General features: G+C 61.7%; 10 protein-coding genes. 5 read left to right on the top strand and 5 right to left on the bottom strand.

All coding sequences use genetic code 11. The annotated features are described in order from the left end of the window. Window positions 1-46: 46 nt before the first annotated feature. Window positions 47-730 (bottom strand): lipoprotein-releasing ABC transporter ATP-binding protein LolD, encoded by a 684-nt coding sequence (lolD, locus tag BLU37_RS17000; RefSeq protein WP_172833030.1) that lies wholly within the window; start codon window positions 728-730, stop codon window positions 47-49. A gap of 7 nt (window positions 731-737) precedes the next feature. After that, on the bottom strand, window positions 738-1,988 hold the full coding sequence (locus tag BLU37_RS16995) for a lipoprotein-releasing ABC transporter permease subunit (RefSeq protein WP_090206818.1): 1,251 nt from the start codon (window positions 1,986-1,988) through the stop codon (window positions 738-740). 95 nt (window positions 1,989-2,083) lie between these two features. Between BLU37_RS16995 and BLU37_RS16990 the strand changes: the two genes are divergently transcribed. Together BLU37_RS16990 and BLU37_RS16985 are read left to right on the top strand one after the other, a co-directional pair. Continuing rightward, the gene (locus BLU37_RS16990) at window positions 2,084-2,671 is read left to right on the top strand and encodes a PilZ domain-containing protein (protein WP_081354618.1); all 588 of its coding nucleotides are present in this window, start codon (window positions 2,084-2,086) and stop codon (window positions 2,669-2,671) included. A gap of 54 nt (window positions 2,672-2,725) precedes the next feature. Then, window positions 2,726-3,448: a glycerophosphodiester phosphodiesterase gene (locus tag BLU37_RS16985; protein WP_010445764.1), complete on the top strand. Its 723-nt coding sequence runs from the start codon at window positions 2,726-2,728 to the stop codon at window positions 3,446-3,448. A gap of 42 nt (window positions 3,449-3,490) precedes the next feature. On the opposite strand, the gene sthA is transcribed toward BLU37_RS16985, so the two are convergent. After that, window positions 3,491-4,885, bottom strand: a complete 1,395-nt coding sequence (sthA, locus tag BLU37_RS16980; RefSeq protein WP_010445763.1) for a Si-specific NAD(P)(+) transhydrogenase — start codon at window positions 4,883-4,885, stop codon at window positions 3,491-3,493. Between the two features lie 181 nt (window positions 4,886-5,066). Further along, window positions 5,067-6,089 carry an FAD:protein FMN transferase gene (locus BLU37_RS16975; RefSeq protein ID WP_090210958.1) on the bottom strand — a complete coding sequence of 341 codons (1,023 nt, stop codon included), beginning with the start codon at window positions 6,087-6,089 and terminating at the stop codon, window positions 5,067-5,069. A 311-nt stretch (window positions 6,090-6,400) separates the two neighbouring features. Here BLU37_RS16975 and tcuC point away from each other — a divergent pair, with 311 nt between their 5' ends. Continuing rightward, a complete protein-coding gene (gene tcuC / locus BLU37_RS16970; protein WP_090206815.1) occupies window positions 6,401-7,687 on the top strand; it encodes an MFS transporter in 1,287 nt (428 codons plus the stop codon). A 176-nt stretch (window positions 7,688-7,863) separates the two neighbouring features. Here tcuC and BLU37_RS16965 read toward each other — a convergent pair whose 3' ends face one another. Continuing rightward, window positions 7,864-9,327, bottom strand: a complete 1,464-nt coding sequence (locus BLU37_RS16965) for a glyceraldehyde-3-phosphate dehydrogenase (protein ID WP_090206812.1) — start codon at window positions 9,325-9,327, stop codon at window positions 7,864-7,866. Window positions 9,328-9,678: 351 nt separating this feature from the next. On the opposite strand from BLU37_RS16965, the gene mfd reads away from it, so the two are divergent. Both mfd and BLU37_RS16955 read left to right on the top strand, forming a co-directional pair. Next, the gene (gene mfd / locus BLU37_RS16960; RefSeq protein WP_090206808.1) at window positions 9,679-13,128 is read left to right on the top strand and encodes a transcription-repair coupling factor; all 3,450 of its coding nucleotides are present in this window, start codon (window positions 9,679-9,681) and stop codon (window positions 13,126-13,128) included. Between the two features lie 12 nt (window positions 13,129-13,140). After that, window positions 13,141-13,707: a CsiV family protein gene (locus tag BLU37_RS16955; protein ID WP_010449598.1), complete on the top strand. Its 567-nt coding sequence runs from the start codon at window positions 13,141-13,143 to the stop codon at window positions 13,705-13,707. Window positions 13,708-13,733: the final 26 nt, after the last annotated feature.

Raw genomic sequence — 13,733 nt, 5'->3', positions numbered from 1 at the left:
ATTCGAACCGACACCCGCGTGTTCCACGGGTGCCGGCCAGGGCGAATCAGATAGCGACCAGCTTGCCGTCTGTCAGGTGCAGTACACGGTCCATCTGGCGCGCCAGGTTCATGTCATGGGTCACCACCAGGAAGGCGGTCTGCATCGACGTGCTCAGTTCCAGCATCAGGTCCTGGATGCCCTGGGCAGTATGGTGGTCGAGGTTGCCAGTCGGCTCGTCGAGCATCACCAGGCCTGGCCTGTTCACCAAGGCCCGGGCGATCGCCACACGCTGGCGCTCACCGCCGGACAACTCCGCCGGCTTGTGCTCCAGACGATGCCCCAACCCGACCCGTTCCAGCAGCGCCGTGGCGCGCTGACGCGCCTCGGGAATCGCCGTGCGGCCGATCAGCAGCGGCATGCAGACGTTCTCCAGCGCGGTGAATTCCGGCAACAGGTGATGGAACTGGTAAACGAAACCGAGGGCGCGGTTACGCAGCAGACCACGGGCCTTTTCGCCCAGCGCCGACAACTCCTCACCGGCCAGCCAGACACTGCCCTTGGACGGCGTATCGAGCCCGCCCAGCAGGTTGAGCAAGGTACTCTTGCCCGAACCGGAACTGCCGACGATCGCCACCCGCTCGCCCGCGTGCAGCTCAAGCTGCAGGCCGGACAGCACCACCACCGACTCCGGGCCTTCCTCGTAGGACTTGCCCAGGTTGCGGCAACTCAGCACTGCTTTATCACTCATGCCCAACTCACTCATAACGTAGCGCCTCCGCAGGCTGGGTGCGCGCCGCACGCCAGGCTGGATACAGGGTGGCGAGGAAACTCAGGACCAACGCCGCACCGCAGACCATCAGCACATCCTCGGCCATCAACTGGGACGGCAGGTAGTCGATGAAATACACGTCGGCATTGAGGAACTTGTGGCCGATCAGGCCTTCGAGGGCGGAGATCGCGGCACTGACATTCAGTGCGGCGAAGATCCCCACGGCCGCGCCGATCAGCGTACCCACCACGCCGATCACGCTGCCCTGAACCATGAAGATCGCCATGATCTGCCCAGGCGTGGCGCCCAGGGTACGCAGGATCGCGATATCGCCCTTCTTGTCGTTCACCACCATCACCAGCGTCGAGATGATGTTGAACGCGGCAACGGCGACGATCAGCAGCAACAGCAGACCGATCATGGCTTTTTCCATCTTGATCGCCTGGTACAGATTGCCGTGGGTGCGGGTCCAGTCCCGGGCATAGTAATGGCTATCGCCCAACTGCTGGGCAATCTCCCAGGCAGTGCGTGGCGCCTGGAACAAATCGTCGAACTTCAGCCGCAGACCCTGGACCTGGTCCGGTTTCCAGCGGTGCAGGCGGGCCAGGTCATCAATATTGGTCAGGCCCAGGTAACCGTCCAGCTCACCGGCACCGACATGAAAGATACCGACCACGGTGAAACGCTTCATGCGCGGGAACATACCTGCCGGCGTCACCGATACCTCTGGAGCAACGAAGGTCAGCTTGTCGCCAAGGCCGACACCGAGCTTGGTCGCGGCCTTGTCGCCGATGACGATGCCGAAGCTGCCGGGCGCCAGCGCATCGAGCTGGCCCTGCTGCATGAAGCGATCGATGATCGAGACCTTGCGCTCCTGCTCCGGATCAATGCCATTGAGCAGTACCTTCTGCACCTGACCGTTGTTGGTCAACAGCCCCTGCATCTGAGTGAAGGGAGCAACGGCGGCCACCTGCGGGTTCTGCCGGACCTTGTCCGCCAGAGCCTGCCAGTCGCTGATCGGCTCGCCCGATTCGATGGTTGCATGGGGCACCATGCCCAACACCCGGTCGCGCATCTCACGATCGAAACCGTTCATGACCGAGAGCACCACGATCATCACCACCACGCCCAGGGCGAGGCCGATGATCGACGTCAGGGAAATGAAGGAGACAAAATGGTTGCGACGCTTTGCGCGGGTGTAACGCGTACCGATAAATACGAAGAGTGGTCTGAACATGTCGGGGGCTGGTTTGGAGGAAAAGAGGACGTCCATGTGGCGAGGTAAGGTCAGCAGCTTTACACTCAGACCATTGCCTCTGCCTTGGGTTCGCCATGTCGACATTAGATGAAGAAGATCGCCGCGAATACTACCGTATCGAGGACACGATCGCACTGGAAATCCGCCCCCTGTCTGCCGCCGATGCCGCAGGCAAGGATGTGTTGCAGGATGCTTCCCCACTCTTCAACCTGTTGAGCGAACTGCACCTGAGCGAATTCGAATCGCAGCACCTGCTGCGCCAGGTCAGCGAGCGCGACCGCGCCCTCTCCGCCTATCTGAAATCCCAGAACAAGCGCATCGACCTGCTGAGCCAGGTGATGGCTATCAACCTGCTCGGCGAGATCGGTGAACTGCAGTCGGTGATCCTCTCCGAAGGCGGCATCGAGTTCAGCCACAACATGGCCTACCCGACCGGCACGCACCTGGCGATCAAGCTGGTGCTGATGCCACAGGCTCTTGGCCTGCTGCTGCGGGCCAAGGTGACCCACTGCGAACCACAGAGCTTCGGCTCCTTCGAAATCGGCACCGAATTCGAAACATTGACCGACGCCCAGCGCCAACTGCTGGCGCGCTATATCCTGCAAAAACAGGCGCAGCAACGGCGCCTGGCCCGCGAGCAGACCGATCCCGAGGCCAGTTGAGCCCCGGGTTCATCACTCGACCCGACCGAATCACTTTCCCTTGAAGGAGCAGTCGTGACTCTGATTTATGGCCATCGTGGCGCCAAAGGCGAGGCGCCGGAAAACACCCTGACCAGTTTCCAGGAGTGCCTCAAACACGGCGTACGCCGCTGCGAGCTGGACCTGCACCTGTCCATGGACGGTGAGCTGATGGTCATCCATGATCCGACGCTCAAGCGCACCACCGACCGGCGCGGCAAGGTGGTCGAGCATACGGCCGCCGAGTTGGTGACCTACGATGCGCGCAAGGGCGGCCCCGGCTGGGTCAGCCCCTGCCCGATCCCACGCCTGGAAGAACTGTTCGAACAGTGCGATTTCGAGCACTGGCAACTGGAGGTCAAGAGCGCCTCGCGCACTCGGGCGGCAACCACGGTGCTGGCGATTCGCGAACTGGCCCAGCGCTTCGGCCTGCTGGACAAGGTCACCGTCACCTCAAGCTCCCGTGAAGTGCTCAAGGCTGCCCTGGAACTGACCCCGGATCTGTCACGCGGACTGGTAGCCGAATACGCCTGGCTCGACCCACTGAAGGTCGCCCAGAGTTATGGCTGCAAGATGCTGGCACTGAACTGGACACTCTGCACCCCGGAACGCCTGCTCAAGGCCCAGCGTCAGGGTTTGCATGTGTCGGTGTGGACAGTCAACGAGCCGGCGCTGATGCGCAGGCTCGCCGACTTCGGCGTCGATAGCCTGATTACAGACTTTCCCGGTTTGGCCACGGCCACACTTGGGAAAGGCTGAAATCGGTCTCCCCGGCCGGCTCAGGCCACCGGCCGGAGCCGCTCAAAAAAGCCGGTTCAGACCATCGTAGGCGGCTACCCGATAGGCTTCGGCCATGGTCGGGTAGTTGAAGGTGGTGTTGACGAAGTACTTCAGGGTGTTGTTCTCGCCCGGCTGGTTCATGATCGCCTGGCCGATGTGGACGATCTCCGAGGCCTGGTAGCCGAAGCAGTGCACACCGAGGACTTCCAGGGTTTCGCGGTGGAACAGGATCTTCAGCATGCCTTGCGGCTCGCCGGCGATCTGCGCGCGGGCCATGCTCTTGAAGAACGCCTTGCCCACTTCGTAAGGCACCTTGGCCTTGGTCAGTTCGTGCTCGTTCTTGCCGATCGAACTGATCTCCGGAATGGTATAGATCCCGGTCGGTACGTCGTTGACATAGCGCCAACTGCCGTTGTCGACGATGCTGCCTGCCGCCGAGCGGCCCTGGTCGTGGGCGGCACTGGCCAGGCTCGGCCAGCCGATCACGTCGCCAGCACCGTAGATGTTCGGCACACAGGTACGATAATTCTCGTCAACCTCGATCTGGCCGCGGCTGTTGACCTTGACGCCGATGTTCTCCATGCCCAGCCGGTCGGTGTTGCCGGTACGGCCGTTACACCAGAGCAAGGCGTCGGCCTTGATCTTCTTGCCCGACTTCAGGTGCAGGATCACCCCGTTGTCCAGGCCTTCAACACGATCGTACTCCTCGTTGTGGCGCACGGTGATGTTGTTGTTGCTGAAGTGGTAGCTCAACGCCTGGGAAATCTCGGAGTCGAGGAAGCTCAACAACTGGTCGCGGTTGTCCACCAGCTCGACCAGCACGCCAAGACCACTGAAAATCGACGCGTATTCGCAACCGATCACCCCGGCACCATAGATGATCAGCTTGCGCGGGGTATGGCCGAGGCTGAGGATGGTGTCGCTATCGTAGATACGCGGGTGGTGGAAATCGATATCGGCCGGGCGATAGGGACGCGAGCCGGTGGCGATGATGATGTGCTTGGCCACCAGCTTCTCGACCACGCCGGTGGCGCAGACCACTTCGACGGTCTGCTCGTCGGCGAAGCTGCCAGTGCCGAAGAACAGGTCCACGCGGTTGCGGGCATAGTGCCCGGTGCGCGAGGCGACCTGCTTGGAGATCACCTTCTCGGCGCTCTTGAGCACGTCCGGGAAGGAGAACCAGCGCGGCTCGCCAATGGCCCGGAACATCGGGTTGGTGTTGAACTGCATGATCTGCCGCACCGAGTGACGCAGGGCCTTGGACGGAATGGTCCCCAGATGGGTGCAGTTACCGCCTACCTGCCGGCGGCTGTCGACCATCGCCACCTTGCGACCAGCCTTGGCGGCGTTCATTGCCGCACCTTCTCCAGCGGGGCCGGAACCCAGTACCACTACGTCGTAGTTGTAGACAGCCATGCGTACTCCTCAGAACAGGCCGAGGCACCCCTCTGGCACCTGCGGCTAAATCACGTCGCGCCAGCGACATGAAGGATCAAATCTCGGTGTGCAGTCTATAGATGCGTGAACGCCGCGCACATTAACCCTTGGTCGCGTCGTAAGCCAGCTTTGCCTGCACTACATGTTAATGCGTGGGATGTTAAGGCGTTGTCGCCTTCAACAACCTGTCGAATGCCGGATTCGTTCGTGTGACGAAAGCTTTATCGGCACGAATCACAAAAAATGCGGCGATATCGTGTTTTTTTGCGTAATCCCATCCCTGCTCCGGCCCGAGGATCAGCAACAGCGTCGACAAGCCATCGGCCATCAGCGTCGATGGATGAATCACCGTGACCGCTGCCAGCTCATGGCTGACGGGCGCACCGACGCGGGCATCGAAGGTGTGGGAGTAACGTTTGCCCTCCTGCTCGAAATAATTGCGGTAGTCACCTGAAGTGGAAACCCCATAGCCGTCGATATCGACGATCCGTTGCGCGACCTGCCGATCGTCCCGCGGCTCCTCCAGGGCGACGCGCCAGGGGCTGCCATCGGGCTTGCGCCCTACCGCCTTGAGCTCGCCGGTGACTTCGGCCAGAAAACTGTCGATACCCAGCGCCGCCAACCGCGCGGCAATCAGATCCACAGTGTAGCCTGCGGCGATACTGTCGAAGTCGACCTCCACCGGCGCATCCTTGCACAGTCGATCGCCCTCGATACGCAAGTGGGCATGGCCGACGCGCTGGCGAACCGTTGCCAGTTGCGCGGCGTCCGGCACCTTTTCCTCACGCCCCTGCGGGCCGAAGCCCCAGAGATTCATCAGCGGTTCGACCGTCAGATCGTAGGCACCCTCGCTGGCTTGTGAAAGCGCTTCACCCGTGCGGACCAGATCCAGAATAGACAGCGGCATGAGCTGGCACCGGTTGGCCGGCAAATCGTTGAACCGGGCGATATCCGAATCAGCCCGATAGGTCGACATCTGCTGGTCGACGCGCCTGAGAATTGCCTCCACTTCAGCCTTGATGTCAGCCGATGACGGACCACCGGCACGGCGCACGTACTGAATCGAATAGGTGCTGCCCATGGTCGGGCCGCCAAAGCGCTCGAGCGAATCCCGCCCATCGCAGCCGGATAACAGCGCCAGAATCACACCCGCCAGCCATGGGCCGGGGCGGCGCCAGGCCATCCTGAAATGCTGAAGAAATGACATAGGCTCGCACAAGTACGGTTCGAAGCCGCGCATTATGCGCCCGATCCTCGCGGGCTCATTATCCCTTGTGACATCAATGACTTGTACTCGCCTCAAATGCGCAGCCAAGCGCTCTAATCCGTGGCTTGTGCCATTTGGCCAGTAAGCTCGTTTTTTTGTTGCCCAGTCACGGTAATACACATATCGTTACAATACTGTTCTGCCAGCGTGTGCATGCCTGAAAGAGTCAGTAAGGACGAGCAAAACGCAGGATTGCTTAATAAGACAGCCAAAGTGAGTAAATAAAAATGGCCTCGAATACAGGCAAGGGCAAGGCGATCTTTCGCGTTGTCAGTGGCAACTTCCTTGAGATGTTCGACTTCATGGTTTATGGCTTCTACGCCACGGCCATCGCTAAAACCTTCTTTCCGACCGACAGCGCATTCGCTTCGCTGATGCTCTCGCTGGCGACCTTCGGTGCCGGCTTCCTGATGCGTCCGCTGGGGGCGATTTTCCTCGGCGCCTACATCGACCGCCACGGTCGCCGCCAGGGCCTGATCATCACCCTGGCGCTGATGGCCGCCGGTACCGTGCTGATTGCCTGCGTGCCGGGTTATTCGACCCTGGGCGTCGCCGCCCCCCTGCTGGTGCTGCTGGGCCGACTGCTGCAGGGCTTCTCCGCCGGCGTGGAACTGGGCGGTGTTTCGGTCTATCTGGCCGAGATCTCGACACCGGGCCGCAAGGGCTTCTTCGTCAGTTGGCAGTCTGCCAGCCAACAGGCCGCGGTGGTGTTCGCCGGTTTGCTGGGCGTAGGCCTGAACCACTGGCTGAGCCCAGAGCAAATGGGTGAATGGGGCTGGCGCGTACCGTTCCTGGTCGGCTGCATGATCGTTCCGGCGATCTTCATCATCCGTCGTTCGCTAGAGGAAACGCCAGAGTTCCAGGCGCGTAAACATCGCCCGACCCTGCGGGAAGTGATGCGCTCGATCGGCCAGAACTTCGGCCTGGTACTGGCCGGCATGGCGCTGGTGGTCATGACCACGGTGTCCTTCTACCTGATCACGGCCTATACCCCGACCTTCGGCAAGGCCGAACTGCACCTGTCGGACTTCGATGCGCTGCTGGTGACCGTCTGCATCGGCCTGTCGAACTTCTTCTGGCTGCCAGTGATGGGTGCCGTTTCCGACAAGATCGGCCGCAAGCCACTGCTGCTGGCTGCGACCATTCTGGCCATCCTCACCGCCTATCCGGTACTGTCCTGGCTGGTCGCCGACCCGAGCTTCAGCCACCTGCTGATCGCCGAACTGTGGCTGTCGTTCCTTTACGGCTCGTATAACGGTGCGATGGTGGTGGCGCTCACCGAAATCATGCCGGTCGAGGTGCGCACCACCGGTTTCTCCCTGGCCTACAGCCTGGCAACCGCAACGTTCGGTGGTTTCACTCCGGCGGTCTGCACCTACCTGATCCATGTGCTGGACAACAAGGCGGCACCGGGCATCTGGCTCACTGGCGCGGCGGTGCTGGGGCTGATTGCCACCCTGGTGTTGTTCCATGGCAACAAGCATGAACTGCGCACGGCGCAGGCTGCGGCCTGAGGTAAAGCTTCGCAGGCAAGCCCTGCTCCTGCAGGTTGGCTGCGCATGAGGTACCGGTGTGCGACGCCCTCACCTTGTAGGAGCAGGGCTTGCCCGCGAACAGAGCCACCCGCAAAGCCACTGCAAGGCACAAAAAAAACGCCCCGACAAGTCGGGGCGTTTTCATTTCCAGTCGCTTAGCGCGGGAACGCTGGCGGGTTGACCCCGGCCATGTCTTCCATCACGCGCACTACCTGGCAGCTGTAACCGAATTCGTTGTCGTACCAGACGTACAGAACAACACGGTTGTCGTTGCAGATGGTCGCCTCGGCATCAACCACACCGGCGTGGCGCGAACCGACGAAGTCGGTTGAAACCACTTCCTGCGAATTGACGAAGTCGATCTGCTTGTGCAGATCCGAGTGCAGCGCCATGTAGCGCAGGTACTCGTTCATCTCTTCACGGGTGCTGGCGGTGCCCAGGTTCAGGTTCAGGATCGCCATCGACACGTTCGGCGTTGGAACGCGGATCGCGTTACCGGTCAGCTTGCCGGCCAGCTCAGGCAATGCCTTGGCAGCAGCGGTGGCAGCACCGGTTTCGGTGATGACCATGTTCAGCGCGGCGCTGCGGCCACGGCGATCGCCCTTGTGGAAGTTATCGATCAGGTTCTGGTCGTTGGTGTACGAGTGAACGGTTTCAACGTGACCGTTGATGATACCGAACTTGTCGTTGACCGCCTTCAGCACAGGAACGATGGCGTTGGTGGTGCAGGACGCCGCCGAAACGATCTTGTCCTCGGACGTGATCTCGCCATGGTTGATACCGTGCACGATGTTCTTCAGCTTGCCCTTGCCCGGCGCGGTCAGGACCACGCGGTCGATACCCGGGCAGGCCAGGTGCTGGCCCAGGCCTTCGGCATCACGCCAGACACCGGTGTTGTCCACCAGCAGGGCGTCCTTGATACCGTACTGGGTGTAGTCCACCTCGGTCGGGTTCTTCGCGTAGATCACCTGGATCAGGTTACCGTTGGCGGTGATGGTGTTGTTTTCTTCGTCGATGGTGATGGTGCCATTGAACGAACCATGCACCGAGTCACGACGCAGCAGGCTGGCGCGCTTGGTCAGGTCGTTGGTGGCACCCTTGCGCACGACGATGGCGCGCAGACGCAGGCCGTCGCCACCACCGGTCTTCTCGATCAGGATACGGGCCAACAGGCGACCGATACGACCGAAGCCGTACAGCACCACATCGGTACCCTTGCGAGCAGTGGCGTTCTGCTGACCTACAACATCAGCCAGCTCTTCGCGCACGAACTGCTCGGCAGTACGGCCGTTGCCTTGCTGCTTGAACTTCACGGCCAGCTTGCCCAGATCCACCGAAGCGGCACCCAGTTTGAGCTCGCTCATCGCCTTGAGCAGCGGGAAAGTCTCGTGGACGGACAGTTCGGCATCATCGCTCTGACGATGGCGAGCAAAGCGGTGCGCCTTGAGAATCGCGATGACAGACTGGTTGATCAGGCTGCGGCCGTAGATCGAGCTCACCACATTGTTATTGCGGTAGAGCTGACCGATCAGTGGAATCATCGCTTCTGCAAGTGCTTCACGATCAATCCACTCACCAAGACACTGGTCGGGCTTCTGAGTCACGGGAACCTTCCACATGTAGGGGCTTAAAAAAGGGGCTACATTATGCAGCCGAGTCGCGCTGCGAGCAATGCGCGACTGTCATCCTTCATCACACAAAATCGCCCCTGAAAAATCCATACCTCGACGCAGACCAGTAAATACGCGGGCTCCAGGGCGCCTTATTTTGGTGCAAACTCCATCAGTTGTCCGTAACCCTCCGAAACACCCGTACACTTGAGCACTACATAATCCCGAAAAAACCGCTATTTCTTGTCATAGCCACCACATTTACCTCTTCCTGCAATAGAGACAGTCTGCAACTGACAGGTGGCACTCCGGACCGTTACACTTGACGACTTTCGTCGCAACGCTGGAGCTCAACCTTCCGTGCCCGTTCTGCGCCTACCGCTACTGCCTGCTGCAACAGGCAAACAACACTGGGGCAACCTGCCCGGTGCCGCCCTGAGCCTGGCCATTGCCGAGGCTGCCAGCGCCGCCAGGCGCTTCACCCTGCTACTGACCGCCGACAGCCAGAGTGCCGAACGGCTGGAACAGGAGCTGAGTTTCTTCGCCCCCGATTTGCCGGTGCTGCATTTCCCGGACTGGGAAACCCTGCCCTACGATCTGTTCTCGCCGCACCAGGACATCATCTCCCAGCGCATCGCCAGCCTCTATCGGCTGCCGGAACTGGAACATGGTGTGCTGGTGGTGCCGATCACTACCGCCCTGCACCGCCTGGCGCCCACCCAATTCCTGCTCGGCAGCAGCCTGGTGCTGGATGTCGGCCAGAAACTCGACGTGGAGCAGATGCGTACCCGCCTGGAAGCAGCCGGCTATCGCTGCGTCGATACGGTGTACGAACACGGTGAATTCGCCGTGCGCGGTGCCCTGGTCGACCTGTTCCCGATGGGCAGCAAGCTGCCGTATCGCATCGACCTGTTCGATGACGAGATCGAGACGCTGCGCACCTTCGACCCGGAAAACCAGCGCTCCATCGACAAGGTCGACTCGGTGCGCCTGTTGCCGGCCAAGGAATTTCCGCTGCAGAAAGAAGCGCTGATCCGCTTCAAGGCGCGTTTTCGCGAGCGTTTCGACGTCGACTTCCGGCGCTGCTCGATCTTCCAGGACCTCAACAGCGGAATTACGCCCGCCGGTATCGAGTACTACCTGCCGCTGTTCTTCGAGGAGACCTCGACGCTGTTCGACTATCTGCCCCAGGACACCCAGGTGTTCTCGCTGCCGGGTATCGAACAGGCTGCGGAAAACTTCTGGAACGACGTGCGCAATCGCTACGAAGAACGTCGCATCGACCCGACCCGGCCACTGCTGCCGCCAGCCGAGCTGTTTCTGCCGGTGGAAGAGTGCTTCGCCCGCCTGAAAAGCTGGCCCCGGATCATCGCCAGCCAACAGGATGTCGAAACCGGCGTCGGCCGCGAACGCTTCGCCGCCCGCGAACTGCCGAACCTGGCGATCGAGGCCAAGGCCAACCAGCCACTCGCGGCGCTTTCCGGGTTCCTCGACCAGTTCCCAGGGCGCGTGCTGTTCACCGCCGAATCGGCCGGTCGCCGGGAAGTCCTGCTGGAGTTGCTCGAACGTCTCAAGCTGCGCCCGAAGACCGTCGACAGCTGGCCGGAGTTCGCCGCCGGCAAGGAACGCCTGGCGATCACCATCGCGCCGCTGGACGACGGCCTGGTCCTCGACGACCCGGCACTGGCGCTGATCGCCGAAAGCCCGCTGTTCGGTCAGCGCGTGATGCAGCGCCGGCGCCGGGAAAAACGTGCCGACGCCAACAACGACGCGGTGATCAAGAACCTCACCGAACTGCGCGAAGGCGCGCCGGTGGTCCACATCGATCACGGCGTCGGGCGCTACCTGGGCCTGGCGACCCTGGAAATCGAAAACCAGGCCGCCGAGTTCCTCACCCTCGAATATGCCGAGGGCGCCAAACTCTACGTGCCGGTGGCCAACCTGCACCTGATCGCCCGCTACACCGGCAGCGATGATGCCCTCGCGCCGTTGCACCGACTGGGTTCGGAAACCTGGCAGAAGGCCAAGCGCAAGGCCGCCGAACAGGTCCGCGACGTTGCCGCCGAGTTGCTCGACATCTATGCCCGGCGCGCCGCCCGCGAGGGTTATGCGTTCAACGACCCGAAAGCCGACTACGCCACCTTCAGTGCCGGCTTCGCCTTCGAGGAAACCCCGGACCAGCAGACCGCCATCGAGGCCGTGCGCGCCGACATGCTCGCGGCCAAACCGATGGACCGCCTGGTTTGCGGCGACGTCGGTTTCGGCAAGACCGAAGTGGCCATGCGCGCCGCCTTCATCGCGGTGCACGGCGGTCGGCAAGTGGCGATCCTGGTCCCCACGACCCTGCTCGCCCAGCAGCACTACAACAGCTTCCGCGACCGTTTCGCCGACTGGCCGGTGACTGTCGAGGTGATGAGCCGCTTCAAGTCCGCCAAGGAAGTCAGCGCCGCCGTGGCCGACCTCGCCGAAGGCAAGATCGATATCGTCATCGGCACCCACAAGCTGCTGCAGGACGACGTGAAGATCAAGAACCTGGGCCTGGTGATCATCGACGAGGAACACCGCTTCGGTGTGCGCCAGAAAGAACAGCTCAAGGCCCTGCGCAGTGAAGTCGACATCCTCACCCTGACCGCCACGCCGATTCCGCGCACGCTGAACATGGCCGTGTCGGGCATGCGCGATCTGTCGATCATCGCCACCCCGCCGGCACGCCGGCTGTCGGTCCGCACCTTCGTCATGGAGCAGAACAAGAGCACGGTCAAGGAAGCGCTGCTGCGTGAGCTGCTGCGTGGCGGCCAGGTCTATTACCTGCACAACGACGTGAAAACCATCGAGAAGTGCGCCGCCGACCTCGCCGAACTGGTGCCGGAAGCACGTATCGGTATCGGCCACGGGCAGATGCGCGAGCGCGAACTCGAACAGGTGATGAGCGACTTCTACCACAAGCGCTTCAACGTGCTGATCGCCTCGACCATCATCGAGACGGGCATCGACGTACCGAGCGCCAATACCATCATCATCGAACGCGCCGACAAGTTCGGCCTGGCCCAGTTGCACCAGTTGCGCGGCCGGGTCGGACGCAGTCACCACCAGGCCTATGCCTATCTGTTGACGCCGGGTCGCCAGCAGATCACCGCAGACGCGGAAAAGCGCCTGGAAGCGATCGCCAACACCCAGGACCTGGGCGCCGGCTTCGTCCTCGCCACCAACGACCTGGAAATCCGCGGTGCCGGCGAACTGCTGGGCGACGGCCAGAGCGGGCAGATCCAGGCCGTGGGCTTCACGCTGTACATGGAAATGCTCGAACGCGCGGTCAAGGCCATCCGCAAGGGCGAACAGCCGAACCTCGACCAGCCGCTCGGTGGCGGGCCGGAAATCAACCTGCGTCTGCCGGCACTGATTCCCGAAGACTACCTGCCGGATGTGCACGCGCGCCTCATCCTCTATAAACGCATCGCTTCGGCGACCGATGAAGAGGGTCTCAAGGATCTGCAGGTGGAAATGATCGACCGCTTCGGCCTGCTGCCCGAGCCGACCAAGAACCTGGTACGCCTGACGCTGCTCAAGCTGCAGGCCGAGCAATTGGGGATCAAGAAGATCGATGGCGGCCCGCAGGGTGGACGCATCGAGTTCACCGCAGACACGCCGGTCGATCCGCTGGTGCTGATCAAGCTGATCCAGGGGCAACCCAACCGCTATAAATTCGAAGGTGCCACGTTGTTCAAGTTCATGGTGCCGATGGAACGCGCGGAAGAACGCTTTAATACACTGGAGGCGCTATTGGAGCGCCTCACCCCGAAATCTGCCTGATAAGGACGCCGTATGCGCCTGATCCCATCGCTGGCCGTGTTGTTGGCCCTGCTTGCTCCGACCGCCTTTGCCGATGAGCCGTACCAGGTCGAAATGATCCTGGTGCGACAGAACCTCGAACAACCCTTCCAGAGCCAGCCGGCTCCGGAAGACTGGGCCAAGGGCGCGAAAGCGGTTACCGCCGCAGACGAGCGCACGCCCAGCCTGAACGACATGGTTGCCAAGCTCGAGGCCAGCGGCAACTACGAGGTGCTGCTGCACAAAGCCTGGCAACAGAATCTCAGCGACCAACCGAGCATCGTCTCGATCACTGCAGGCAATGAGCAGTTCGGCCAGTTCCCGGTGGAGGGCACCTTGAGCCTGACCCTCAAGCGCTTCACAGAAGTGCAGGCACAGTTCTGGGTCAACCGCTTCGATGGCAACGGCGTGGTCAATGACAGCGAACGCCTGAATCAGACCAGCCAGACCAAGAACGGCCAGCTCAACTTCCTCGACAGCGGCCATCTCGCCCTGTTGCTCAAGGTGACCTCGCTGAACGCCTCGAAACGCGAAGCCCCGTCGCAGAACCTGGACCAGTGAAAACGCAATGCCCTCGTCCCTGACGC

This window comes from Pseudomonas asplenii, assembly GCF_900105475.1.
Taxonomy (GTDB): Bacteria; Pseudomonadota; Gammaproteobacteria; order Pseudomonadales; family Pseudomonadaceae; genus Aquipseudomonas; species Aquipseudomonas asplenii.
Note: the sequence above shows the minus strand (reverse complement) of the source record. Positions and strands in the feature narration are given on the sequence as shown.

Excerpts from the sequence above, each read along its gene's own strand:
- lolD (WP_172833030.1), bottom strand. The coding sequence starts at position 730 with ATGAGTGATAAAGCAGTGCTGAGTTGCCGCAACCTGGGCAAGTCCTAC.
- BLU37_RS16990 (WP_081354618.1), top strand. The coding sequence starts at position 2,084 with ATGTCGACATTAGATGAAGAAGATCGCCGCGAATACTACCGTATCGAG.
- BLU37_RS16955 (WP_010449598.1), top strand. The coding sequence starts at position 13,141 with ATGCGCCTGATCCCATCGCTGGCCGTGTTGTTGGCCCTGCTTGCTCCG.
- tcuC (WP_090206815.1), top strand. The coding sequence starts at position 6,401 with ATGGCCTCGAATACAGGCAAGGGCAAGGCGATCTTTCGCGTTGTCAGT.
- BLU37_RS16965 (WP_090206812.1), bottom strand. The coding sequence starts at position 9,327 with ATGTGGAAGGTTCCCGTGACTCAGAAGCCCGACCAGTGTCTTGGTGAG.
- BLU37_RS16975 (WP_090210958.1), bottom strand. The coding sequence starts at position 6,089 with ATGGCCTGGCGCCGCCCCGGCCCATGGCTGGCGGGTGTGATTCTGGCG.
- sthA (WP_010445763.1), bottom strand. The coding sequence starts at position 4,885 with ATGGCTGTCTACAACTACGACGTAGTGGTACTGGGTTCCGGCCCCGCT.
- BLU37_RS16995 (WP_090206818.1), bottom strand. The coding sequence starts at position 1,988 with ATGTTCAGACCACTCTTCGTATTTATCGGTACGCGTTACACCCGCGCA.